This window comes from Brevundimonas sp. SS2672 (genome assembly GCF_059579685.1).
Genome location: NZ_CM184201.1, coordinates 2385745 through 2408110, shown reverse-complemented (window position 1 = coordinate 2408110; position 22366 = coordinate 2385745). Strand labels below are relative to the sequence as shown.

24 protein-coding genes are annotated in these 22366 nt (G+C 69.6%); 12 read left to right on the top strand and 12 right to left on the bottom strand.

What is annotated here, in order from left to right:
* Positions 1-26 precede the first annotated feature (26 nt).
* Complete coding sequence (locus AC52GN_RS12225) at positions 27-920, top strand: hypothetical protein (RefSeq protein WP_496527258.1); 894 nt, start codon at positions 27-29, stop codon at positions 918-920.
* On the opposite strand, the gene AC52GN_RS12220 is transcribed toward AC52GN_RS12225, so the two are convergent.
* A complete protein-coding gene (locus AC52GN_RS12220; protein WP_496527257.1) occupies positions 917-1666 on the bottom strand; it encodes a polysaccharide deacetylase family protein in 750 nt (249 codons plus the stop codon). The genes AC52GN_RS12225 and AC52GN_RS12220 overlap by 4 nt on opposite strands.
* Positions 1667-1777: 111 nt before the next feature.
* Between AC52GN_RS12220 and AC52GN_RS12215 the strand changes: the two genes are divergently transcribed.
* Both AC52GN_RS12215 and glyS read left to right on the top strand, forming a co-directional pair.
* Positions 1778-2677, top strand: coding sequence for a glycine--tRNA ligase subunit alpha (locus AC52GN_RS12215; protein WP_496527256.1), 900 nt, complete (start codon positions 1778-1780; stop codon positions 2675-2677).
* Complete coding sequence (gene glyS, locus AC52GN_RS12210; RefSeq protein WP_496527255.1) at positions 2677-4878, top strand: glycine--tRNA ligase subunit beta; 2202 nt, start codon at positions 2677-2679, stop codon at positions 4876-4878. Before AC52GN_RS12215 ends, glyS begins: the two co-directional genes overlap by 1 nt.
* Positions 4879-5031: 153 nt before the next feature.
* Here glyS and AC52GN_RS12205 read toward each other — a convergent pair whose 3' ends face one another.
* From AC52GN_RS12205 to AC52GN_RS12185, 5 genes are all read right to left on the bottom strand, one after another.
* Positions 5032-5457, bottom strand: a complete 426-nt coding sequence (locus tag AC52GN_RS12205) for an acyl-CoA thioesterase (RefSeq protein ID WP_496527254.1) — start codon at positions 5455-5457, stop codon at positions 5032-5034.
* A gap of 5 nt (positions 5458-5462) precedes the next feature.
* Positions 5463-5813, bottom strand: coding sequence for a Grx4 family monothiol glutaredoxin (gene grxD, locus AC52GN_RS12200; RefSeq protein ID WP_291777723.1), 351 nt, complete (start codon positions 5811-5813; stop codon positions 5463-5465).
* Positions 5814-5898: 85 nt separating this feature from the next.
* Positions 5899-7176 carry a hypothetical protein gene (locus AC52GN_RS12195; protein ID WP_496527253.1) on the bottom strand — a complete coding sequence of 426 codons (1278 nt, stop codon included), beginning with the start codon at positions 7174-7176 and terminating at the stop codon, positions 5899-5901.
* Between the two features lie 104 nt (positions 7177-7280).
* The gene (locus AC52GN_RS12190) at positions 7281-7649 is read right to left on the bottom strand and encodes a hypothetical protein (protein WP_291777729.1); all 369 of its coding nucleotides are present in this window, start codon (positions 7647-7649) and stop codon (positions 7281-7283) included.
* Positions 7650-7768: 119 nt separating this feature from the next.
* Positions 7769-8683: a LysR family transcriptional regulator gene (locus tag AC52GN_RS12185; protein ID WP_496527252.1), complete on the bottom strand. Its 915-nt coding sequence runs from the start codon at positions 8681-8683 to the stop codon at positions 7769-7771.
* A gap of 56 nt (positions 8684-8739) precedes the next feature.
* On the opposite strand from AC52GN_RS12185, the gene AC52GN_RS12180 reads away from it, so the two are divergent.
* From AC52GN_RS12180 to AC52GN_RS12170, 3 genes are all read left to right on the top strand, one after another.
* Positions 8740-9891 (top strand): MFS transporter, encoded by a 1152-nt coding sequence (locus tag AC52GN_RS12180; RefSeq protein WP_496527251.1) that lies wholly within the window; start codon positions 8740-8742, stop codon positions 9889-9891.
* Positions 9892-9921: 30 nt separating this feature from the next.
* Entirely contained in the window at positions 9922-10530 is a 609-nt protein-coding gene (gene yczE / locus AC52GN_RS12175; RefSeq protein WP_496527250.1) for a membrane protein YczE, read from the top strand.
* 108 nt (positions 10531-10638) lie between these two features.
* On the top strand, positions 10639-11793 hold the full coding sequence (locus tag AC52GN_RS12170) for a Fic family protein (protein ID WP_496527249.1): 1155 nt from the start codon (positions 10639-10641) through the stop codon (positions 11791-11793).
* On the opposite strand, the gene AC52GN_RS12165 is transcribed toward AC52GN_RS12170, so the two are convergent.
* Entirely contained in the window at positions 11794-13422 is a 1629-nt protein-coding gene (locus tag AC52GN_RS12165; protein WP_496527248.1) for a peptide chain release factor 3, read from the bottom strand.
* Between the two features lie 158 nt (positions 13423-13580).
* Between AC52GN_RS12165 and AC52GN_RS12160 the strand changes: the two genes are divergently transcribed.
* Positions 13581-13721 carry a hypothetical protein gene (locus AC52GN_RS12160; RefSeq protein WP_343830819.1) on the top strand — a complete coding sequence of 47 codons (141 nt, stop codon included), beginning with the start codon at positions 13581-13583 and terminating at the stop codon, positions 13719-13721.
* 12 nt (positions 13722-13733) lie between these two features.
* Here AC52GN_RS12160 and AC52GN_RS12155 read toward each other — a convergent pair whose 3' ends face one another.
* The 3 genes from AC52GN_RS12155 to AC52GN_RS12145 all read right to left on the bottom strand — a co-directional run bounded on the left by AC52GN_RS12155 (position 13734) and on the right by AC52GN_RS12145 (position 16521).
* Positions 13734-15104 carry a DUF1570 domain-containing protein gene (locus tag AC52GN_RS12155; RefSeq protein WP_496527247.1) on the bottom strand — a complete coding sequence of 457 codons (1371 nt, stop codon included), beginning with the start codon at positions 15102-15104 and terminating at the stop codon, positions 13734-13736.
* Between the two features lie 338 nt (positions 15105-15442).
* The gene (locus tag AC52GN_RS12150) at positions 15443-15823 is read right to left on the bottom strand and encodes a hypothetical protein (RefSeq protein ID WP_003165872.1); all 381 of its coding nucleotides are present in this window, start codon (positions 15821-15823) and stop codon (positions 15443-15445) included.
* Between the two features lie 368 nt (positions 15824-16191).
* The gene (locus AC52GN_RS12145) at positions 16192-16521 is read right to left on the bottom strand and encodes a DUF1491 family protein (RefSeq protein ID WP_427789021.1); all 330 of its coding nucleotides are present in this window, start codon (positions 16519-16521) and stop codon (positions 16192-16194) included.
* 55 nt (positions 16522-16576) lie between these two features.
* Between AC52GN_RS12145 and AC52GN_RS12140 the strand changes: the two genes are divergently transcribed.
* The gene (locus AC52GN_RS12140) at positions 16577-17440 is read left to right on the top strand and encodes a hypothetical protein (protein ID WP_496527246.1); all 864 of its coding nucleotides are present in this window, start codon (positions 16577-16579) and stop codon (positions 17438-17440) included.
* Positions 17441-17448: 8 nt separating this feature from the next.
* Here the strand turns inward: AC52GN_RS12140 and AC52GN_RS12135 are convergent, their stop codons facing one another.
* Positions 17449-18390 carry a S41 family peptidase gene (locus tag AC52GN_RS12135; RefSeq protein ID WP_496527245.1) on the bottom strand — a complete coding sequence of 314 codons (942 nt, stop codon included), beginning with the start codon at positions 18388-18390 and terminating at the stop codon, positions 17449-17451.
* A gap of 50 nt (positions 18391-18440) precedes the next feature.
* Between AC52GN_RS12135 and AC52GN_RS12130 the strand changes: the two genes are divergently transcribed.
* Together AC52GN_RS12130 and AC52GN_RS12125 are read left to right on the top strand one after the other, a co-directional pair.
* Positions 18441-18914 (top strand): MarR family transcriptional regulator, encoded by a 474-nt coding sequence (locus tag AC52GN_RS12130; protein ID WP_496527244.1) that lies wholly within the window; start codon positions 18441-18443, stop codon positions 18912-18914.
* Between the two features lie 59 nt (positions 18915-18973).
* Positions 18974-19597, top strand: coding sequence for a LysE family translocator (locus AC52GN_RS12125; protein ID WP_496527243.1), 624 nt, complete (start codon positions 18974-18976; stop codon positions 19595-19597).
* 3 nt (positions 19598-19600) lie between these two features.
* Here the strand turns inward: AC52GN_RS12125 and AC52GN_RS12120 are convergent, their stop codons facing one another.
* A complete protein-coding gene (locus AC52GN_RS12120; protein WP_496527242.1) occupies positions 19601-21238 on the bottom strand; it encodes a sensor histidine kinase in 1638 nt (545 codons plus the stop codon).
* 146 nt (positions 21239-21384) lie between these two features.
* Here AC52GN_RS12120 and AC52GN_RS12115 point away from each other — a divergent pair, with 146 nt between their 5' ends.
* Both AC52GN_RS12115 and AC52GN_RS12110 read left to right on the top strand, forming a co-directional pair.
* Positions 21385-21822, top strand: a complete 438-nt coding sequence (locus AC52GN_RS12115) for a SufE family protein (RefSeq protein WP_496527241.1) — start codon at positions 21385-21387, stop codon at positions 21820-21822.
* 234 nt (positions 21823-22056) lie between these two features.
* Positions 22057-22350 carry a hypothetical protein gene (locus AC52GN_RS12110; protein ID WP_496527240.1) on the top strand — a complete coding sequence of 98 codons (294 nt, stop codon included), beginning with the start codon at positions 22057-22059 and terminating at the stop codon, positions 22348-22350.
* Positions 22351-22366 lie beyond the last annotated feature (16 nt).

Here is a 22366-nt window from a genome sequence, read left to right as displayed (position 1 = left end):
ACAGCCCCTGCGGCCAAGCTGGCGTCATGACCCAGCTCTCGCCCGAACAGAACGCCGCCTTTGAACGCGCCCTGTCGCGCCTGTCGCCCGTCGACCGCGCCCGCGTCGAAGAGATCAAGGACGGCGCCGCCCGCGCCGCCGCTGAGGTCGCGCCGCACTGGGACTTCGAACTGGCCGCCCGCACCGTCGACGGTCTGCTGGGCGAGGGCGCGAACGACGACCAGAGGCGCGGCCTGATCGCCGCCTGGGCGCTGGAGCTGCCCGACCGCATCGCCGCCGAGCGCCTGCCGCAGGCCGTGCTGGCGGGGTATCCGACCTATGTGGACCGGCTCGCGGCCTATCTGGACAGCGGGGCGGACCCGTATGATCCCGACTTCTGGGCCAAGGACGTGCGCGTCTCACTGGCGCTCAGCGTGCCGGGCAGCAACACCCAGATGCTGGACCTGTCCTCGCCCGTCGGGCCGGGGCTAGTGGTGCGGCACATGCTGGGCGGGCGCGGTCCCGGTCCGCTGATCGGCTGGGTCCAGGCGGGCGGCTGGCGACCTTGGCTGGAGACGCATACGGAGGCGCGCGACCTGTCGGACTTCAACGAAGCGGGCTGGGAGCGCAACTGGGCCGCCGCCGCCGCCCTGTTGAAGACGCGGCCGGAACTGGCGGGCGTCATCGGCTCCAGCTGGTTCTTCGATCCGCCGCTGGAGACCATCAGCCCGCGCCTGACCTATCTGCGGACCACGCCCGTGAACAACGGCGCCTTCATGATCCATCAGGGCGGCGGAGAGATTCATGACGAGCGCGCCTCCGCTTCCTCGCCCACGCGCCGCGCCATGATCGAGAAGGGCGAATACGTCGCCTGCTCCTGGCTGCTGTGCTGGCCGCGCAGGCCGCTGATCCGCTGGGCCGAGGCGAAGGGCCTGATCTAGGCGTCGCCGCCCAACCGCTCCCACGCCTCGCCGACCGGCAGGATCTCCAGCCCGGCCGCCTTGGCCAGGCGGATCAGGCGGTCCAAATCCTCGGGCGTGCAGCCGTAGGGGGTGGGGTCGCTCTCGACATCATGGCCATAGGCGATCAGCCAACCGGGCGCCTCCACAGCGCCGGCGACCAGGCCCTCAAGATCATAGTGGGGCAGGCGGCGCGCTTCCAGGCCGATGGCCTGCAGACTGGCCCGGTCGGCGCGCCCGGCGTTGACCCCGTCGCGCACGCCGCGCCCCAGCAGGAAGCGCTCGTCGATCACCGCCTTGGCGCCCAGGGCCACGTCGCCGAAGGGCCAGGCGAAGGTGGTCATGACGTGGCCGTCCAGCCGTTCGGCGACCCAGGCGGCGTTCTTCGCCAGCTGGTCCGTCAGTTCGGCGGGGCTCAGACGCAGGGCGCTGACGTGGTCGAAGGTGTGGCAGCCGATCTCGTGTCCCGCCTCATGCGCGGCCTGAAGGTGCTCGACCTCGAACTGGGCCTTGCCGATGTTCTCGCCCCCGCACAGGCCGCCCGCGACGTAATAGGTCGCCCTGATCCCGTGTTCGGCCAGGATCGGCCCGGCCTCGGTCCAGGCGCTGGCCGGAAAATCATCGAAGCTGAGGCTGAGAATCCCCCGCTCGGGCGCGACCGTCACCGGCCTGACGCCCAGGTAGCGCGCCGCCCGGCGGCGCATCTGATCGATCCGTTGCTGCATCATGGCCGACTTCTAGCGCATCCGCGCTTGCAGAAGGGTGAAGGATTGCACCGCCTCGCCTTGCTGGCGAAGCGTGGCGGCCCTATGGTCCGCGCCTCCCGAAATCGGACCGAAATGTCGACCGTGGCCGCTGCTGAACCTCTCTCGTTTCAGGACCTAATCCTGACCCTGCACCACTATTGGAGCGAGCAGGGCTGCGCCATCCTGCAGCCCTATGACATCGAGGTCGGCGCCGGCACCCTGCACCCCGCCACCGTGCTGCGGGCGCTGGGCAAGAAGCCCTGGAAGGCCGCCTATGTCCAGCCGTCGCGCCGCCCCGGCGACGGCCGATACGGCGAGAACCCCAACCGGCTGCAGCACTATTACCAGTATCAGGTCATCCTGAAGCCGAACCCCGACAACCTGCAGGAGCTGTATCTGAACTCCCTGCGCGCCATCGGCATCGACCCCAGCCTGCACGACATCCGCTTTGTCGAGGACGACTGGGAAAACCCCACCGTCGGCGCCTGGGGCCTGGGCTGGGAGGTCTGGTGCGACGGCATGGAGGTGACGCAGTTCACCTATTTCCAGGGCGTCGGCGGCATCGAGGTCGACGTGGTCTCGGGCGAGCTGACCTACGGGCTGGAGCGTCTGGCCATGTATGTTCAGGGCGTCGACAACGTCTATGACCTGAAGTTCAACAAGGAGGGCCTGACCTATGGCGAAGTCTTCCTCGAGAACGAGCGCCAGCAGTCGGAAGCCAACTTCCACGGCTATGACGTCGCCGCGCTGAAGCGCCGCTTCGAGGACATGGAGCGCGAGGCCGCCCATTTCCTGACCATGAAGGGGCCGCAAGGCCAGCCGCTGGTCCTGCCCGCCTATGACCAGGTGCTGAAGGCTTCGCACCTGTTCAACCTGATGGACGCTCGCGGCGCCATCGCCGTCGCCGAACGCCAGAGCTACATCGGCCGCATCCGCGACCTGTGCAAAGCCTGCGCCCTCGCTCAAGTCAAACACGAACGGGCGACCGCCTGATGCCCCAGCTTCTCCTCGAAATCTTCTCCGAAGAAATCCCCGCCCGCATGCAGCAGGGCGCCGCGCGCGATCTGGAGCGCATGGCCTCCGACCGCCTGAAGGCTGCGGGCCTGACCTGGGACGCGCTGACGACCTACGCCGGGCCGCGCCGCCTGACGCTGGTCATCGACGGCCTGCCCGCCGCCACGCCCGACCGCAATGAAGAGCTGAAGGGGCCGAAGACTTCGGCCCCGGCCCAGGCGCTGGAGGGCTTCCTGCGCAAGACCGGCCTGACGCAGGATCAACTGGTCGAGCGCGACGGCGTCTGGTTCGCCGAGATCAGCAGCAAGGGTCGCGCGACGACCGAGGTCGTGGCCGAGAGCGTCGACGACATCATCCGCCACTTCCCCTGGCCCAAGTCGATGCGCTGGGGCACGGGCACCCTGCGTTGGGTGCGGCCGATCAAGCGCATCCTGGCCCTGTTCGACGGGGCGGTGATCCCGTTTGAAGTGGATGGAATCCCATCGGGCGACGTGACCGAGGGCCACCGCTTCATGGGCGCGGGCCAGCCGTTCGCGGTCAAGGATTTCGCCGACTATCGCCAGAAGCTGGAGCGCAACTTCGTCCTGCTGGACGCCGCCGACCGCAAGCTGCGCATCCTCGAGGGGGCCCGCGCCGTGTGCGCGGCCAAGGGGCTGGCCCTGGTCGATGACGACGGCCTGCTGGACGAGGTGTCGGGCCTGGCCGAATGGCCGACGCCGATCCTGGGCGACATGGACCCGCAGTTCCTGGCCCTGCCGCCGGAAGTGGTCCAGCTGTCGATGAAGGTGCACCAGAAGTATTTCGCCGTGCGCGAACCGGGCAAGGAGGGGCTGGCGCCGCACTTCGTCGTCGTCGCCAACGTCGAGGCGACCGACGGCGGTGCGGCCCTGGCCGCAGGCAACGCCAAGGTGCTGTCGGCGCGTCTGAGCGACGCCGAGTTCTTCTGGACCGAGGACCAGAAGGTCGGCTTCGACGCCTGGAACGCCAAGCTGAAGGACGTCACCTTCCACGCCAAGCTGGGCACGCTGGCCGAGCGGGTGGACCGCATCGCGGCGTTGGCGCGCGAGATCGCCCCGCTGGTCGGCGCCGACGCGGCTCAGGCCGAACAGGCCGCGCGCCTGTCCAAGGCCGACCTGGCCTCGGGCATGGTGGGCGAGTTCCCGGAACTGCAGGGGATCATGGGCGGCTACTACGCCCGCCTGGCCGGTCAGCCCGAAGCCGTGGCCGACGCCATCCGCGACCACTACAAGCCGCAGGGACCGGGCGACACCGTCCCGACCGCCCCGGTCACCGTCGCCGTCGCCATGGCCGAAAAGCTCGACACCTTGGTCGGCTTCTTCGCCATCGACGAAAAGCCCACGGGGTCGAAGGATCCCTATGCGCTGCGCCGCGCGGCGCTGGGCGTGATCCGGCTGGTGCTGGAGAATGGGGCTAGGTTCGGTTTGGTTGATGTGACCGCTCGTCCTGCGGCCCGTGTACTTTTGGAGGGGGCAAGGCGCGCCGCTGAACAAAAATGGCAACAGGTCGAAGATCTGAAGGGAATACCTGCGGACAAGGCGGGTAAAATTTTCTCTCGGATGCGCGAAATCGCCGAGAAATTTGAGCAAGCTGACGATCTCTCTGAGCTTGGTTACGAGGTTCTTCGGGAGAATGAGCTGGCTGACCTCCTCGCTTTCTTCGCCGATCGCCTGACCGTCCTGCTACGCGACAAGGGCCAGCGTCACGACCTCGTGGCGGCCGTCTTTGCGCTGGGCGACGACGATCTGGTGCGGATCGTGCGTCGGGTGGAGGCGCTGGCCGCCTTCCTGGCGACGGACGACGGGGCGAACCTGCTGGCGGGCTACAAGCGCGCCGCCCAACTGCTCAAGGCCGAGGAGAAGAAGGGGCCGCTGCCCTATGGCGCCGTCGCGACCGGTCTGCCGAACCAGCCGGCGGAAGAGACCGCCCTGGCCTTCGCCGCCGCCGCCGCCGCCTCGGCCGTGGACGCGGCGCTGGAGGCCGAGGACTTCGCCGCCGCCATGACGGCGCTGGCCGCCCTGCGCGGTCCGGTGGACGCCTTCTTCACCGCCGTCATGGTCAACTCCGACGTGGCCGAGGAGCGTGAAAACCGCCTGAAGCTGCTGGTCCAGGTGCGCGGCGTGATGAACCGGGTGGCCGACTTCGGCCAGATCGCGGGCTGATCCATCGTCCTTCTCCCTTGTGGGAGAAGGTGGCCCGTCAGGGCCGGATGAGGGGTCTTGCGACGGTGAATGAGGGGGCGAGGCGAATGTCCCGCTACCCCTCATCCGTCTCGCTTCGCGAGCCACCTTCTCCCACAGGGGGAGAAGGGAGGTTTAGGCGGTGAACGGTCCCAGCATCTCAGCGGGAATGCGGGCGGGGCGCAGGGTCTTGGCGTCGACCAGGCACCATTCGGACAGGCCTTGCGCGCACAGACGGCCCTCGGCGTCCTCGATGCGGACATAGCGGTTGAAGCGCGGCCCTTGCGGATCGCCGACCCAGGTGCGGGCGACGACGCCGGTCGAGTCGGGCGCGATGGCGCGCAGGTAGTCGATCTCGTGCCTCAGGGCGATCCACGACCAGCGGGCGCGCGTCTCGTCGTCGAAGCGCGCGTTCCAGTGAGCCGTGCCCACGTCCTGCAGCCAGCCGACGTAGACGACGTTGTTGACGTGGTTGTTCTCGTCGATGTGTTCCGGCCGCACGTCCAGCGGGACGACGAAGACCTCGCGGTCCTCACGCGGTTGCAACTGCGGCCGGGCCATCAGGCTCAGGCTTCGCCGAGGGCGACGCCCTTCTCGGCCATCAGGGCGGCCAGTTCGCCCGACTGGAACATCTCGCGCACGATGTCCGAGCCGCCGACGAACTCGCCCTTCACATAGAGCTGGGGGATGGTCGGCCAGTCGGTGAAGGCCTTGATGCCTTCGCGCAGGGCTTCGTCCTGCAGCACGTCGACGCCGACGAAGGGGGCGCCCACGTGGTCCAGGATCTGGACCGTCACCGAGGAGAAGCCGCAGCGCGGCGAATCCGGCGTGCCCTTCATGAAGAGCACCACGTCATGCTCGGCCACCGTCTGGGCGATGAAGGCGTGGACGGGATCGGCGGCGGTTTGTTCGGTCACTGTGTCGGAACCCTTCTGCGAAGCCCGTGAGCTAGGCGCCCAATGGGGCCGGGTCAAGGCCGGGCGGCGTCTCGGCGCCCCCCGATCAGACGGTTTGCGGGCGCGGCGCCAGACGCTCGGCGCGTTCGGCCAGGCTGGAGGCGCCGTGTTCGCGCGCGGTCTGGGCCGCCTCGGCCAACATCAGGCCGACGGCGCGGGGCGTCTCGCCGGTCCAGCGGGCGCGGGCCAGGGCGATGCGCGCCAGGCCGATCTGCTCGGCCGCCCAGTCCAGGGGCGTGGCCGAGACCGAGGGCCGCACCAGCCGGCGCCGCAGCGACCCCTCGATCTCCAGCAGGGCCGACAGGTCGCCGACGGCGCCCGCGCGCGCGGCTTCCTGGGCCACGCGCTGCTCGTGGGCGAGGGCGCCCAGGATCAGACCGCCGCCCTCGGTCAGGGCCTCGGCTTGGACCAGCACCAGCGGCGGCAGGGCCTCGCGTTCGGCGCGCATCACCTGGATGGCGGCCCAGTCCAGCGGGCTGTGGTCGGGGGTGAACAGCTGGGCGGCGGCGTCGAACAGGGCCTGGGCCTGATCGCGGGCGGCGGCGTCCTCGGCCACGGCGGCCAGGGCGGCCATGCCCGCGCCGCACAGGGCCAGGGCGCGGGCGCGGCTCAAGGGCCGCTGTTCCGGCGAGGCGGCTTCGACCAAGGCGCGCAGGTCGCGGCCCGCCTGATCCAGCAGGCGCGGGTCGCGGGCGATCAGCCCGGCTTCCAGCGTCACGACGGCGCGATCCATGCGCAGCTCGTCCTCGACCGCGCGTCCGGTCTTCAGCCGCGCCAGGGCGGCGTCCAGCAGGGCCGTCGCCTCGGTCAGGTCGGGCAGGCGGCCCGACAGCAGGGCCTGACGCGCGCGCAGCCGGGCGTGCAGGGCGGCCATGGCGGCGGCCGTATCGGTGCGGCGCGCGGTCGGCAGGTCGGCCAGCAGCTCCAGCGCCGCCGTCAGCCGCTCGGGCCCGCCGCGCAGGTCGAAAGCCAGCATCCCGGTTTGGGCCATGTCGAGGGCGGCGCGGATTCCCTGGTCGTCGTTGGCGGCGGCCTTGGCGGCGTCGCGTCCGGCGGCCTCGGCGCGGTCGATGCTGGCGGCGGCGCCGCAGCGACGGGCGTGCTCGCGCCACAGGGCGGCGGCGCGCAGGGCGGCGTCGTAGGGCCGGGCGCAGGAGACGCGGCCCGCGTCGACGGCCTGTTGCCGGGCTTCGACCTCGACCAGACCCGCGCCGATCAGCTCCAGCCAGCCGAGGTCGTCGCTGTCGCGCGCCTTCTCGAACAGCCGTCTCAGATCTCTGCCGAATTCGAACATGGCGCTCCAGTCGTCCCGCTTCGGGATCACGAGGGTGATCCGGGGGTCGTCCAAGCAAACGCAGCGCCGTTCGAAGGGTTCGGCTTAACCATATGACAAGAAAAAATCGCCGCCCGCTCGGGCGTCGCCCGGCCCTAGCCCAGTCGCGGCGCGGCGCGGCGGCACCGTTGCAGGCCGGCGCGGGCTTCGGCGTCGCCGGCTGACAGGCGCCGCACGGACTGGAGCCGGGCGCGCGTCTGGTCGTTCTCGGCCGCCGTGGGATCGCGGCCCGCGACGGTCGCCGCCTGCATGGCCGCCAACGACCAATAGAGGGCGGCGTCGTAAAGCTCCCGGCCATAACGGCTTTCACCGCCTTCCAGCTCGGATCCGGCCTGAGTCAGGCCGGCGCACCGCACCGCCTCGTCATAGGAGACGAGGCGCGGGGCCGGAGCTTCGGTCCGTCCCTGGGCCTGAGACTGAGCCTGAGCCAGCGCCAGGGCGGCGGTGAAGGCGACGAGAAGCATCTGAACTCCACAGGGGGCCGCAAATTCGGCGATCCATCATGATGATGCAGCGGGGCCGATTTGCGTCCTCTTAGAGAACCACGTCCCCGCGAAGGATGAAAGACGTGTTCAGCTAAGCTTCAGGTTGCATCCGGCGCGGCGGGCATGGCGCGCCCCTGGTCCGTCAGCCAGCGCAGGAACAGCCGCCGCCCCTGCGACATCTCGCCTGCGCCCGGAATGGCCGCCACGGCGCCGTCGTCGCGCGCGAAGCCGAAGGGCGCCAGCAGCCGCCCGTCCGCCACGGCCTCGGCCGTCAGCGCCCAGGGCAGGACCGCCGCGCCCCAGCCCGCCAGGGCGCCGTCCAGGGCGAAATGCAGGTGGGCCACGGCCCGCTCGGGCGCATCGGGCGGACGCCGCCCGGTCAGATCGGCCCAGTCCCGCCAGGCGGAAAGGTGTGTCCGCGGGACCAGGCGCGGCGCGGTCAGGGCGTCGGAACGGGCGTCTTCCTTGACCAGGGCGGGCGCGATCACCGGCCCGACCGCATTGGGGATGACGGCGACGGCTCCCAGAGCCTCGATCCGGCGCGTGTCCAGCAGCCGCAGCAGCAGGTCGGCTCCGCGCCGGCTGACCGCGTGCGGCGCCAGTTCGACCAGATGGACCCGCACCTGGGGGTGCAGGCGGTTGAAGTCGGCCAGGCGCGGGATCAGCCATTTGACCGCCAGGCTGGCGTTGGCGGCGACGTGCAGATCGCGCCCGGTCCCGCGCGCCTCGGCCACGGCGGCGGCGATCTGGTCGAAGGCGACGGTCAGGCCGGGCAGAAGGCCGCGCCCGGCCTCGGTCAGCGTCAGGGCGTGACGCGGCCCCTCGAACAGGCGCAGGCCCAGCTGCGCCTCCAGCGCCTTGACCTGCCGGCTGACGGCGCTGTGGGTCACGTTCAGTTCGGCCGCCGCGCGCGTGGCGCTGCCGGTGCGCGCCATGGCCTCGAAGGCGCGCAGGGCGTTCAGCGACGGCAGGGCGCCGCTGGGGGCGCCGGAGGTTGTGAGGTTTTCGAACATCCGGCGTTCGATAGGTCGCTTTCGCCAGGCGGGCAAATCCGCTGACAGAGCGCGCCATGTCGCACCTCGCCGTTTCTCGCCTGATCATTCCCGTCCTGGGCCTGGGGATGATCGTCTCCTTCGCCTCCAGCTACTACCTGCTCGGAGTCTTGGCCGAGCCTCTGGCGGCGGGCGTGGGGACGACGCCCGGCGTGGTGTTCTCGGCCCTGTCGGGGGCCTTCCTGGTCTCGGCGGCGCTCAGCCCGTTCGGCGGACGCTGGATCGACCGGCGCGGCGGGCGCGAGGCGCTGTCGGCGGCGGCCGTGATCTTCGCCCTGGCCCTGACGCTGCTGGGGCTGGCGCGCGAGCCGACGGCGATGGTCGCGGGCGTGCTGATGCTGGGCGCGGGCATGGGGGTGGGGCTGTACGGTCCGGCCTACGCCGTCCTGGTGGCCCTGCACGGCGAAGCGGCGAAGAAGCCGATCACCGCCGTCTCCCTGCTGGGCGCCTTCGGCGGCGCGCTGGGCTGGCCGCTGACGTTGCTGATGATCCAGACCCTGGGTTGGCGCGGCGCCTGTTTCGTCTGGGCGGGGGCGCATCTGCTGCTGTGCCTGCCGCTGTATGCGGCGGTGCTGCCGGATGGACGGGCCGGCGCCCGGCCGCCGGCGTCCGGCCGCGTGCGCTGGGACGGGACCATGATCCGCCTGGCCGTCCTGTTCGCCGGGGCCTGGTGGGTGGCGACGGCCATGAGCGCCCATCTGCCGCGTCTGCTGACCCGCCTGGGCCTGACGCCTGCCGAGGCGGCCCTGGCGGCCGGATTGATGGCGAGCGCGGCCATCGCCGTGCGCCTGATCGCCCTGGCGGCGCCGGGGAAGGGTTCGCCCGTCGCGGCGGCGCGGACGGCGACCCTGCTGCATCCGCTCGGCGCCCTGATCGCCTCTGTCGGGGGCAAGGGCGCGGCCGGCGCGGTCGCTCTGGGCCAGGGGGCGGGCAACGGCCTGCTGGCGGTGGCCTCGGGAGTCCTGCCGCTGCATCTGTTCGGGCGCGAGAACTACGGCGCGCGCCAGGCTCTGGTGCTGACGCCCGCGCGTTTCGTCCAGGCGGCGGCGCCGGCGCTTTACGGCCTGGTGCTGGACCGTTCGGCGGGTCTGGCCCTGCTGGTCTCCAGCGGCGTCTGCCTGGTCATGTTCGCCATGACCTTCGGCCTCAGACGAAAGCCGGACCTTTAAATCCTGGCCCAATGAGGCAGAAGGGGCTGCATGTGGATCCGTCGCTTCATTCAACTTCAGCTGGGGCTTTGCCTATTCGGCTTTTCAGGCGCCCTCATGGTGCGCTCCGGCCTGGGCCTGGACCCTTGGAACGTCTTTCACCAGGGCCTGTCGGAACAGACGGGCCTGCGTCTCGGCGTCGTCGTCATCCTGATGGGGATCGCGGTGATGCTGATGTGGATTCCGCTGCGCCAGAAGCCGGGCGTCGGGACCCTGTGCAACATCTTCGTCATCGGCCTGGCGCTGGACGCGTCGCTGGCGGTCCTGCCCGAGGCCGAGGGACTGGCCATGCGCGTGGTCATGATGGCGGCGGGCGTGACGCTGAACGCAGTCGCCAGCGCGGCCTATATCGGCGCGGGCATGGGGCCGGGCCCGCGGGACGGCCTGATGACAGGGCTGAATCAGCGGCTCGGGTGGTCCATCCGGGCGGCGCGCCTGAGCGTCGAGATCCTTGTCCTCGGCGCCGGCTGGCTGCTGGGCGGCGCCGTCGGTCTGGGCACCGTCGCCTACGCCCTGGCCATCGGACCGCTGATCCAGGTCTTCCTGCCGTGGTTCCAGGCGCTGGGGCGCGGCGAGAGGCGCGTGGCGCGAGCCGGATAGGCTCCAGCTATTTTTCAGATGGAAAACGAAATCGGGCCTGGATTGTTATATTAAACAAATTGGATAATATGACCGTCGTTCTTTGATCTTGTTTGAGAGATGAAAAACATGAGCGATGTCGGCCGGGTCAATCGCGCCGGACGGTATGTGCGGCAGTTATGCGGCTATCGCGCCTTCATCCCCGAGGCCCTGCCGCCGACGCCTCTGGACGTCTCAGGCGCCATGGCCCTCGCCCTGAGCAAGGCGGATGTGGCCTTGGGACGGCTGGACGGGGCGGTTGGGACCTTGCCTCATCCTGAGTTGTTCACCGCCATGTACGTGCGGCGCGAAGCCGTTCTGTCGAGCCAGATCGAAGGCACGCAGGCGTCGATGGATGATCTGCTCGCGGCCGAAGCGCGGTTTTCGGGCGAGCAGCCGGTGGGGGACGTCAATGAGGTGATCAACTACGTCGCGGCGCTCAACGAGGGGATCGAGCGATTGAAGACCCTGCCGCTCTCCTCGCGTCTGCTCAGGGAGATTCATGCGCGGCTGATGCGGGATGTCCGTGGAGGCCATGCGACGCCCGGCGAGTTTCGGACCACGCAGAATTGGATCGGCCCACAGGGCGCGACCCTGGCGAATGCCGTTTTCGTTCCGCCGCCGCCCGAGACGGTGGCGGACCACGTGGCCGATCTCGAGCGTTTTCTGCACGCGCCCAGCGATCTCGCCCTGTTGATCCGCATCGGTCTGGCGCACGCGCAATTCGAAACCATCCATCCCTTTGTCGACGGCAACGGGCGTCTCGGCCGTCTGCTGATCACCTTTCTCTTGTGCGAGAACAATGTGCTCGCCAAGCCGGTCCTCTATGTCTCTCTGGCGCTGAAGAAGCGGCGTCAGGAATATTATGAGCGTCTTCAGGCTGTCCGGGACAATGGCGACTGGGAGGCGTGGCTGGTCTTCTTTCTCGAATGCGTCACAGAGGCGGCCGAAGACGCCGCCCGCACGGTGCGCAATATCCTCACCTTGCGGGAGGAACATCGCGATGCCGTCGTCAGCGCCCTGGGCGCCAGGGTCGGTAAGGCGTTGACCCTGCTCGAGGGGCTCTTCCAGGACCCGTATCTCGACGTGAACCAGGCGGCGAAAACGCTCGGTGTCAGCTTCGTCAACGCCAACAACATCGTCGCCGAGATGGCGCGGCTGGGCATTCTGCGTGAGATTACCGGGCAGAAGCGGCACCGGCTGTTTGTCTACGAACGCTATCTCGCCCTGTTCCGGGACATCTGATCAGCCCCGCTCCTTGGTCTTGGTGAAGGCCACCTTGGGGAAGCGCTCGGAGACATAGCCCGTCTCCCAGGCCGACTTGGCCAGGAAGACCGGGTTCTGGTCGATGTCGGTCGCCATCTGGGGCCGATACTTCCCGGCGAAGTCCTCAAGGTCGGCCTTGGCGCCTGACACCCAACGGGCTTCGGCGTAGGGCGACGGCTCGAAAATGACGTCCAGGCCGTATTCCTCGCCCAGACGATCGGCCATGACCTCGAACTGCAACTGGCCTACGGCGCCGACGATGAAGTCCGCCCCCAGGTCCGGGCGGAACAGCTGGGTCACGCCTTCCTCGGCCAGACCGACCAGCGCCTTCTGCAGATGCTTGGCCTTCAGCGGGTCCTTGACGCGGACGCGCTGCAGGATTTCCGGGGCGAAGTTCGGCAGGCCGGCGAACCGCACCAGACCGCTCTCCGACAGGCTGTCGCCGACGCGCAGCACGCCGTGGTTCGGAATGCCGATGACGTCGCCCGCATAGGCCTCTTCGGCCAGTTCTCGATCCGAGGCGAAGAACATGATGGGGGCGTTCACCGACAGCTGCTTGCCGGTGTTCTGGACCTTCAGCTTCATGCCGCGTTTGAAGCTGCCCGAGGCCATGCGGAACATGGCGATGCGGTCGCGGTGGTTGGGGTCCATGTTGGCCTGGACCTTGAAGACGAAGCCGGTGACTTCGTCCGTGCTCGGCTCGACCGTGATGTCTTCGGGCGCAGGGGCGTTGCGGGTCTCGGGCGGGGCTTCCTTGCGGGCCTTCTGGCTCTTGGGCGGCGGCGCCCATTCGCCGATGGCCTTCAGCAGTTCCTCGATGCCGAAGTGGCGCAGGGCCGAGCCCCACAGCACAGGCGTCATATGCCCTTCCAGGAAGGCCTGACGGTCGAACGGCTTGTATCCCGCCTCGACCAACTCCAGCGCATCGACCATGTCGGCCCGTTCCGTCCCCTCGAAGTAGGAGGCGGCGTCGTCGAAGGGCAGGGGGGCGGGGTGTTCGCCGTCGTTGTCGGCGGTCTTGCGCGTATAGGGCTGGAACCGGCCCTGACCGCCGACCTCGGCCAGACCGCGCAGGCGGGCGCCGCTCTCGGCCGGCCACCAGATGGGCGAGGGGTCCAACTGCAGACGCGATGCGATCTCGTCCAGCAGGGCCATCGGGTCCTGCGCCTCGCGGTCCAGCTTGTTGATGAAGGTGATGATCGGAATGTCGCGCAGGCGGCAGACCTCGAACAGCTTCAGCGTCTGCGGCTCGATGCCCTTGGCGGCGTCCAGCACCATGATGGCGCAGTCGGCGGCGGTCAGGGTGCGATAGGTATCTTCCGAGAAGTCTTCGTGCCCCGGCGTGTCCAGCAGGTTGAACATCTTGCCGTCGTGCTCGAACGTCATGACCGAGGCGGTGACCGAGATGCCCCGTTCCTTCTCGATCTTCATCCAGTCGGAGCGGGCGCGGCGGTTCTCCCCGCGCGCCTTGACCGCGCCGGCTGCGCGCACGGCGCCGCCCGCCAGCAGGATGTGCTCGGTCAGGGTCGTCTTGCCCGCGTCCGGGTGAGCGATGATGGCGAAGGTCCTGCGGCGCAGGGCCTCCTGGGCGAGGGTGAGTTTGGACATGGAGCTTCCTTCAGGACGCGCGACCTAGCGCGCCACGGCCCGATTGTCGACGTTCACGATGCCGTGAGAGATCCTTCGCGTATGAGGGTTATTCGAGGCATGCTCGTTTTCGGGAGACGGCGGGCCATGAGTCCGCCGCACTAGGGAAGGGAAACATCATGGCTCTGGTCCACCCAGGCAAGTCCGCGCCCGTACAGCACGAGCGCAAGATTCACCCGCTGGTCTGCTTTCTGGCGGGGTTCGCCCTGATCGTCCTGGCGGCGGCGTTGGTGCACACGGTGTTCGGCATCCTGCTCTAGAGCACAGTCAGGTCAGGCTGCGTCGGATACAGACGTTTCGTCGGCCTCCTCGAGCTCGCCCGTCGCTTCAAGCGGGGCTTGGCCCAATGCTTGCCGTGCACGGTCGATCATGGCCCGCGCCTGACGCTTGTAACCGCTGGAGTGCGGGCTGTTGGACACCGGCGTCAGGACTGCGATAGCTTCAGCATTCATTTCGCGCGCCATATAGGCGTGGCCCAGCCGAGTGCGGCAGTCGAACGACTGCGGAGCCAAGGCGCAGGCGACCTCCAGCGTGGAGATGTCGTTGTCCGTCGGATAGCGGGGCTGCCCGCGCCGTACGTCGTTCAGGCCCAGATAGATGCGGAAATCCAGCGGTTCAGAATCCATGGCCCGGGCTAGATAGGCGGCGGCCTGACGGCGAAGGTCGTTGGCGTCGTCAACGGAGGCCGCCGACTCGGTCTGATCCAGCAGGGCAAGGGCGGCGACGCGTAGGATTTGGGCGTTAGTCGTCTGGCCGTCAAGGCTGGGCTTCAGCACCGCCAACGCCCGGTCGGGGCGCTGTGACAGGCGATGGGCGCGGGCCAGGAGCAGCCGTCCGACGTCGGAAGCCGCATGGTGTTCACCTAGGGCTAAGGCAGAGCGGATAAGTTCGTCGCGGTTCTCTTCGGTCTGTCGTCGATCACGAGCCCGCCGCGCCTTCTGGGCGTCGGTCTGGGTTTCGCCGTCGGTCTCTTCCTCGGCAGGAAGCTTGATCGGTGCGTTATCCAGGCGAACGTCCAACCAGATGGCGTCGGCCTCGGCTTTCGACAGTTGGCTGATCGTCACTTCGGGATGGGTGACCGCAATCTGCGGCGAGGTCACATTTATGGAGCCTGAAATATAGCGCCATACGTCGTCCTGAAGTTGAGCGGGAGTTCGGCCTGTCGCCGCCTGCATCGCTACGACGGAGTCTTCGCCATCGGCCACAGCCGCCAGATAACGTCCCAGCATCTGGGTGCGTTCGGGCGTACTCATGAAGTAGTGGGTCATCGCCCAGGACTGAGCATAGTAGAGGTGCGCTGGGAAACGTCCCGAATCCGAAATTCGCCACTTGAGAACATCTTCCATCTTGGCCCAGGAGCTGAAGCCCGAGGTCAGAGAGTTCATGCGGCTGGGGTTATGACGTCCGAACTGGATGCGCTCGTCGGTGAGATTGGCGGTCGAATAGTACTCTGCAAAGCCTTCAACGAACCATGATGGATAGGCGTTTGCTTTCATCTGAAACATGAAGTGGTGCGCATACTCGTGGAAGACGACGACGTCGCCCATCGAGCTGCGCATATCGACAACCGTATAGATGCGGCCGCTATTGGGCGAATAATAGCCTGCGACGCCTGCACTGATGCCGGGGGACATGCGGTTCATGTCCCGTCGTCCCTCGGCCATGAAGATCTCCAGCTTCGGGATCTCATGGTCGGTCTGGATGGGGTAGTAGGTTCGCAGCAGGGCGTCGAAACGCTCGACCTTTTGAGCGTAGCGCCGAAGACTGCCCTCAGAGGCGTCGCCATAGACGATAAAGTGTTCGGTTTCCGCCCGACGCCATTCGGCCAGGGCCGGCGATGCGGCGAGGCTTCCCAGAGCTATCGCCGCGCCTAGCGCAGCACCGCGCGTCAGATGAAACCGCGTTTTCTTGTTCATCGCCTCTCGTCCCCTCCGAGTCTGAAGGAGATGACCTAAAGAACGACGGTGTTCTATGGAAGCCCCTAGGCGGCCAGACGGCTCCAGACCGCCTTGTCCGCCGTGGCGGCGTTCAGGGCGCCGCGGCGGGCGCGTTGTTGCAGGTGGTGCAGAACGACCTCGGGCAAGGCGCAGAAACGCGGCTCGACCAGTTCGGGGGCGCAAGCCTTTTCGGGCGCGGCGAACAGGGCGGCGTTGACGCCTTCCGCCTTGTGCGCGATCAGCCAGGCCAGACGACGCGCGCGGGCCGGGTCGGTCCGGTGCAGCAGCGGGTCTTCGGCGAACAGCTCGCAGCCCATTTCCAGCACATAGTCGAAGGACAGGCTCTCGAACCGACGCACGTCGTGGCTCGGGGCCGGGCAGGCCTCGTCCAGATCGAAGACGACATCGTTCAAGAGAAACAGCATGGACCGCGTCCGCTCGCAGGACCGTTCTGGCCCCAGGCGTCGGGTTGTAGGGCGCCTGCGCTTGCGGTCCGGTTCACGAACGCGGTGAACGGGCCGGTTACCATTTTGAGCGGCCCTAACGCGCCTTGCGCTGCTTGAGGGCGGTTTGAGAACGTATGACCCTCTCCCGGCGGGAGAGGGCTTGAGCCTCCAAGAGCGTAGCGATTGGCTAAGGCGAAAGGGTGAGGGGCTTGTTCTGTCAGTCGGCGTGAGCCGTCGCACCACGGCCTACAGCCGACGTCGCCCGTGAACCCTCACCCTTTCGCTTAGCGGCTCGCCTTCGGCTCTCCGAAGCTCAAGCCCTCTCCCATCGGGAGAGGGTTCAACGATTAGCCTTGCGTCTTCTCGGTCAGGAAGTGGCGGCCCTGCCGGTCCTCGATCTCGACGATCCAGAGGTCGGGGTCGTAGCGGCGCTGGCGATCCAGATAGGCGTCCAGTTCGCTCTCGGTCTCGCTGGCGACGGGTTGGATCCACAGGGGTTCGCCGTCCTGGCCGGTCGCCTCGGTCCACAGGCGGGCGGTGCGGGTCGCGGTGTCATAGGCCTTGACGATGACGGCCCCGGCGCGGGCGTCGCCCTTCTTCACCACCACGGCGTTGGCGCCCTCCAGTTCGGCGCGGCGGATCAGGGCGCCGACCCAGACGTCAGTGGAAAGAAGCAATTGGTTCACCCTGTTTGGACACGGACCCGGAACCGGCGGCGGCTAGGGTGGGGCCATGAAGATAGCGCCGTCGCCCCGCATAGTCAGCAGAACGCTGGCCGCGATCGTCGCCCTGACCCTCGCGGCGGGGACGGCGACCGCGGCCGGCGACGTCTATTATGAGCGCGCCTTCGTGCGGGCGGCGCAGGACAAGTGCCGCCTGTTCGAGCCGCGTCTGACCCAGGCGCTGGAGACGGCGACCCTGCAGGCGCGCGGAGCGGCCCTGCGCGCCGGACGCCCGGCGACCGAACTGGCCGCCACGGCCGGGCGGGCCAAGGCGCGAGCCGCAGCTACTCCCTGCAACGACGCCGAGTTGGACCGGGTCAAGACGCGGGTGCGCCACGCCTTCGCCGGATGGTCGCGCGCGGCGCGGATCAACTTCCCCGGCGACAAGGCCGGCTGGAGCGCCGACCGTTTCGAAAGCGCCCGCGACGGCTGGCGTCTGTTTCAGGACGGGGCGACCGGCGCCTCGCCCGTGCGGTTCGGCCTGACCGGCAGAGCGCCCCAGGATGCGCGCCCGGCGGCGGTCGTCTCCTTCGTCGGCAAGCCCCGGCCCTATGCCGCGCGTATCGTCATGCGCGACGCGTCGCGCTCACCCCGGCCGTGGCTGGGCACGGACGGCCTGCCGCCCGAGGCCGCGCGCCGCGCCGTCTTCGCCGCCGGTTCCGACATCGCGCCGCGCGATCTGCTGGCGTCCGGCGCGCGGGCGGGCGAAGTCTGGCGCTTTCCCGACAGCGCGGCCGAGGCTCTGGCGGCGCTGGACCCGCGCGAGCCCTTTCTGATCGAGTTCCTGTTCCGCGACGACAGCGTGGCGACCGCCCGTTTCGAGGCGGGCGACTTCGCCGCCGCCCGCGCCTTCCTGGCCATGGGGCCGGTCTAGGCGGCCGTTCAGGTCTGCGGCGTTCGGCCCAGCTTCGCCAGCAGGCGGTCGCGGGCGGTCAGCAGGGGATCGTCGCCGCCGGGCGCGTCGGGACGGACGCCGCCGCCTTCCCAGTTCTTTCCCGTGACGGCGTTGACGGGGCGGGCGTCCGGCACGCTGACGGCGTAGCCGTGGGGCAGGGGCTGCGGCGGTCCCAGCATGTGGGCGGCGCCGCCCGACCGGTCGCCGATCACCTCGGCCCGCCCGACCGCCTGCAGCGTATAGGCGGTGAACTCGGCCGCCGAGCCTGAGCGGCGATCGATCAGGACGGCGACCGGCGTGTCGGTCCGGACGGCGGGCAGGGCGCGGGGCGGCGCGGCGTGAGGAAGCCGGCCCTCGCGTCGTTCGATCCAGCCGAACGCGGCCCCTTCGGGCAGCAGACTGGCGACCAGTTGATCGGCCGTGCGTCCATCCCCGCCGCCGTTGCGGCGCAGGTCGATGATGAGGCCGTCGACATCTCCCAACAGGGTCAGGGCGGCGGCCAGGCGCGTCTCGACCAGGTCCCAGGGATAGAAGGCGCTGAGCCGCAGATAGCCGATGTTGCCCTCCAGCACCCGCACCTCGCGCACGCCGCCGCCTGCGGCGCGGGCCTCGTCGCGCCAGGCCTGCAGGGAGGCGGGGGCGGGACCGGTTGACGGTCCTGAAGGCGGCGGGGGCGTCAGGCGGAAGTGCCCGTCCAGCGTGCGCAGGTCGCGCGTCGCCGCCTCGGCGAAGGCGGCCGGGTCGTCGCATTGTTCGGCATAGCGCCCCTCCGCGGCCCAGTCGCGGACGCGGCGCGCCACGGCCTGCCCCTCGGTCTGGGTGATGTAGCCGGCTCCTATGCGGTCGGCGGCGGCGTTCAGAACCTCGACCTGCAGGGGGCAGGTCGTCAGGGCGACGGCCAGGAAGGGATGGACAAGCGCGGAGAGCATGGGGCCTCGCATGGGTTGATTTATAACAGCCCTTATATATTTATGAGGCCATGTCCGAACGCCCGTCAAGTCTTGGAGCCCTGCTGCGGCGTCTGGCCGACCGTCTCGACGGCGAGGTGGAGGCCGCCTACGCCGCGCGCGGGCTGGCGTTCAGGCCGCGCTATACGGTGATCATGCGCGCCCTGATGGAGGCCGAGCGGGCGGCGGAAGAACCGAGGGCGCTCAGCATCAAGGCCCTGGCCGAGGCCGCGGGCCTGACCCATTCGGCGCTCAGTCAGACGGCGGCGCAGATGACCCGCGAGGGATGGCTGGTTTCCGGCCGTGCGGCGGACGGACGACAGCGCGCGGTCATGCTGTCGGATCAGGCGCGCGCGGCCTTGCCGGCCCTGACCGATCAATGGCGCGCGACCAGGCGGGCGGCGCGGTCGCTGGATCAGGATCTGGGACTGGAGCTTGAGGCGGTTCTCACGGCGGCGTTGAGGGCGCTGGACGCGCGCGGCTACCGCGACCGCATGGAGGGATGAGGCGGCCGGGTTGAGATCGGACGTTGTCACCTTCGCTCCGCGCATGATCTAGTGCGCCCATGTTCGATCCCGCCCTGTTCGCCGCCTTCCTGGTCGCCATCACCATTCTGACGATCACGCCGGGGGTGGACACGGCCATGGTGCTGCGCTCGGCGGCGGCCGAAGGCGGGCGTTCGGCCGTCTTCGCCGGGGCGGGCATCCTGCTGGGCTGTCTGATCTGGGGCGCGGCGGTGTCGCTGGGGTTCGGGGCGCTGCTGCGGGTGTCGGAGCTGGCCTATACGGTGGTGAAGTGGGCGGGCGCGGCCTATCTGGTCTGGCTCGGCGCGCAGATGCTGTTCAAGCCGCGCAGGAGCCTGGGCGAGCCGGGCGCCGCATTACCCCCCAGTGGTCCCGTCGCCTTCCGGCGCGGCCTGCTGACCAATCTGCTGAACCCCAAGATCGGCGTCTTCTACGTGACCTTCCTGCCCCAGTTCGTCCCGCAGGGGGCCAATGTGGCGGCCTTCACCTTCTTCCTGGTGGGGGTCCATGTGGCGCTGACCATCGTCTGGTTCGCCGGGCTGATCCTGGCGACGGCCCCGCTGGGCCGGTTTCTGCGTCGCCCGACCGTGGTGCGGACGATGGACCGGGTGGTGGGCGTCGTCTTCATCGGCTTCGGTCTGAAGCTGGCCGCCTCGCGCGTCTGAGGTTCAGGCGTCCGGCGTCTCGAGCGGCAGACGCACCGTCGCCGCCGTGCCGACGCCCAGAGCGCTGTCCAGCGCCAGCGTTCCCCCGTGGAGCCCGGCCAGGGCGCGCACCAGCGCCAGCCCCAGCCCTGAACCCTGCGCCCGCTGTTCGGCGTCGCCGGCCTGCTCATAGGGGCGGCCTAGACGCGCCAGATCTTCGGCCGAGATGCCGACGCCGGTGTCGGCCACCGTCACCTCCAACGCATCATCCGCCGCCTGAACCGACACGGTGACCGTCCCGCCCGGCGGGGTGAACTTCACCGCATTGGCCAGCAGGTTCAGCGCCATCTGCTTCAGCGCGCGACGGTCGGCGCGGACGCTCAGCGCCTCGGGCGGCAGGACGGCGGCCAGTTCGACGCCCTTGTCGTCGGCCTGAATGCGCACCAGGGCCAGCGCCGCCAGCACCGGCTCACGCGCGTCGAAGCGTTCCAGCGACAGCTCATAGCGGTCGGCCTCGATGCGGCTGACGTCCAGCACGTCGTTGATCAGGTCCAGCAGGTGGCCGCCCGCTTCGTGGATCGAGGCGGCGTAGTCGGCGTAGCGCGGCGGGACGGGGCCGAACAGCTCCTGCCGCATGGCGTCGGAGAAGCCGACCACGGCGTTCAGCGGGGTGCGCAGCTCATGGCTCATGTGGGCCAGGAAGCGGGTCTTGCCGAGGTTCTGGGTCTCGGCCTCGGCGCGGGCGGCGTCCAGCTCGGCCTCGCGCGCGTGCTGCAAGGTGGCGTCCAACGCCTGGACGATCAGGCGCGGCCCCTTATCGAGCCGTCGGGCGACCAGCAGGATGCGGCGGTCCAGCGCCAGGCGCGGGGTGAAGCGGACCTGGGCCTCGGCGCCGCCGCGCGCGCGGGCCAGGGCGGCGATGACGGCGGGACGGTCGGCCTCGTCCACGACGGCCAGCAGCCCGTCCTCAAACAGCAGATCGACGGGCAGGGCGGCGGGCGCGGCGCCATAGGCGGACAGGGCGCGATGGCGGCCTTCGGCGTCCAGCGTCAGGGTCAGGCCCGGCTGACCGGACAGGACGGCCTCGACCCGCGCCACGGCGGCCTCGGCGAGGGAAAGGCGGCGCGTCTGGCGACGAAGGCCCAGAACCAGGCCGAGCAGGGCGGCGCCCGCCGTGATCAGGGCCGAGGCGCCGGCCAGGCCGCCGCCCGGCGTCGCGGGTCCGACGGCCAGGGTGGAGACCAGGCCGACCAGGGCCGCGCCGACCGAGGCCAGGGCGCCGAGGCCCGCGCGGCGCCGTCCGCCCAGCGCCAGCCCCGCCGCCAGGGGGGCGAAGACGAAGCCGGCCAGCGGCCCCGCCGCGCCGCCCGCCAGGCCCGCCGCCGTCAGGGCCGCCAGGGCCCACAGCGTCATCAGCCCCGCTCTCAACGCCGTCGTGTCGCGCGCCAGCAGGGCCAGGCCCGCCACGCCCGGCGCGGCCGTCACCGCCAGCGCCAGCGCCTCGGGCGCGGCCAGGGGGCGCCCCAGCCAGGCGGCGGCCAGGGCCGTCAGCCCGACGACCGCCGTCCATCCGGCGTGCCAGGCGGCCACGGCGGCGCCGTCCCCGGCCTGGGCGGCTTCGGGGCGGCGGATGGGATCGAGAAGGGCGGTCCGAGACGTCACGGCCATCCGGGCGCAAGGGTTGAATCAGCCGTATAACCTAGACCGCGCCCCAGACGCTCCCTAGCGCGCTCGCCTGTCGGGGGAGCGCAGGGCCGGTTGTGAGTGAGGCGGTTGTGGCGAGGGCGCGCGCGGCCTATGTCGCGCCCATGACTTCCACCGCCGCTCCCGCCCGCTCCATCGACGACACCCTGGCCGAACTGGTCGAGGAGTTCGACCTGCTGGGCGATTGGGAGGGGCGCATCGAATACGTCATCGACCTGGGCAAGGACTTGCCGCCCCTGCCCGAAGAGGCGCGGATCGAGGCGAACAAGGTGCCGGGCTGCGCGGCCCAGGTCTGGCTGTCGACGCGGGCCGAGGGCGATCGCCTGTTCTTTGACGCCGACAGCGACAGCGCCCTGTCGAAGGGCAACATCGCCCTGTTGCTGCGGCTCTATTCGGGGCGGCTCCCGGCCGAGATTCTGGATTTTGACGCCAGGGCGGCGCTGGACCGTCTGGGCCTGCCTTCGGCCCTGACGCGGCAACGCGCCAACGGCCTGAACAGCATGGTCGGCCGCATCCGCGAAGCGGCGCTGGCGGCTGGCTGACGCTTCTCCCTCCCCTTCATGGGGAGTGTGGTCGCGAAGCGACCGGGTGGGGAGGGCTGGGCGATCCTGGCCTCGACGTTTCGAACAGACTTGCCGCCCCACCCGACTTCGCCCTGACGGGCTCAGCCACCCTCCCCATGAAGGGGAGGGAGAGGCGTCGCGTGCGTGTCTTCGCTTCCGATTGCGCGCGATCGGGCGCATGATGAGACGTCTCATCCTGTGCGGAGCGGTCCGATGTCGGTCCTGATGAAACGCGCGCCCTCCTTCTTCAATCCGATCCGAACGGCCGGCTGGAGCGCGGTCGGGCTGATCCTGCTGACGCCGCTGGCGGCCATGCAGTTCACCTCCGAGGTCGCCTGGGACGCGCTGGACTTCCTGTTCGCCGCCGTCCTGCTGATCGGGGCGGGCCTGCTGCTGGAGCTGTTGCTGTGGAAGGCGCGGACTCCGCTGGTGCGGCTGATGCTGGCCGCAGCGGTGATCCTGTCCGTGCTGCTGATCTGGGCCGAAGCGGCGGTCGGGATCTTCTGAACCCCGACCGCGCTCC

Coding starts and splice junctions, on each gene's coding strand:
- AC52GN_RS12225 (WP_496527258.1), top strand. CDS start 27: ATGACCCAGCTCTCGCCCGAACAGAACGCCGCCTTTGAACGCGCCCTG.
- AC52GN_RS12220 (WP_496527257.1), bottom strand. CDS start 1,666: ATGATGCAGCAACGGATCGATCAGATGCGCCGCCGGGCGGCGCGCTAC.
- AC52GN_RS12215 (WP_496527256.1), top strand. CDS start 1,778: ATGTCGACCGTGGCCGCTGCTGAACCTCTCTCGTTTCAGGACCTAATC.
- glyS (WP_496527255.1), top strand. CDS start 2,677: ATGCCCCAGCTTCTCCTCGAAATCTTCTCCGAAGAAATCCCCGCCCGC.
- AC52GN_RS12205 (WP_496527254.1), bottom strand. CDS start 5,457: ATGGCCCGGCCGCAGTTGCAACCGCGTGAGGACCGCGAGGTCTTCGTC.
- AC52GN_RS12190 (WP_291777729.1), bottom strand. CDS start 7,649: ATGCTTCTCGTCGCCTTCACCGCCGCCCTGGCGCTGGCTCAGGCTCAG.
- AC52GN_RS12185 (WP_496527252.1), bottom strand. CDS start 8,683: ATGTTCGAAAACCTCACAACCTCCGGCGCCCCCAGCGGCGCCCTGCCG.
- AC52GN_RS12180 (WP_496527251.1), top strand. CDS start 8,740: ATGTCGCACCTCGCCGTTTCTCGCCTGATCATTCCCGTCCTGGGCCTG.
- yczE (WP_496527250.1), top strand. CDS start 9,922: ATGTGGATCCGTCGCTTCATTCAACTTCAGCTGGGGCTTTGCCTATTC.
- AC52GN_RS12170 (WP_496527249.1), top strand. CDS start 10,639: ATGAGCGATGTCGGCCGGGTCAATCGCGCCGGACGGTATGTGCGGCAG.
- AC52GN_RS12165 (WP_496527248.1), bottom strand. CDS start 13,422: ATGTCCAAACTCACCCTCGCCCAGGAGGCCCTGCGCCGCAGGACCTTC.
- AC52GN_RS12160 (WP_343830819.1), top strand. CDS start 13,581: ATGGCTCTGGTCCACCCAGGCAAGTCCGCGCCCGTACAGCACGAGCGC.
- AC52GN_RS12155 (WP_496527247.1), bottom strand. CDS start 15,104: ATGAACCGCATGTCCCCCGGCATCAGTGCAGGCGTCGCAGGCTATTAT.
- AC52GN_RS12150 (WP_003165872.1), bottom strand. CDS start 15,823: ATGCTGTTTCTCTTGAACGATGTCGTCTTCGATCTGGACGAGGCCTGC.
- AC52GN_RS12140 (WP_496527246.1), top strand. CDS start 16,577: ATGAAGATAGCGCCGTCGCCCCGCATAGTCAGCAGAACGCTGGCCGCG.
- AC52GN_RS12135 (WP_496527245.1), bottom strand. CDS start 18,390: ATGCTCTCCGCGCTTGTCCATCCCTTCCTGGCCGTCGCCCTGACGACC.
- AC52GN_RS12130 (WP_496527244.1), top strand. CDS start 18,441: ATGTCCGAACGCCCGTCAAGTCTTGGAGCCCTGCTGCGGCGTCTGGCC.
- AC52GN_RS12125 (WP_496527243.1), top strand. CDS start 18,974: ATGTTCGATCCCGCCCTGTTCGCCGCCTTCCTGGTCGCCATCACCATT.
- AC52GN_RS12115 (WP_496527241.1), top strand. CDS start 21,385: ATGACTTCCACCGCCGCTCCCGCCCGCTCCATCGACGACACCCTGGCC.
- AC52GN_RS12110 (WP_496527240.1), top strand. CDS start 22,057: ATGTCGGTCCTGATGAAACGCGCGCCCTCCTTCTTCAATCCGATCCGA.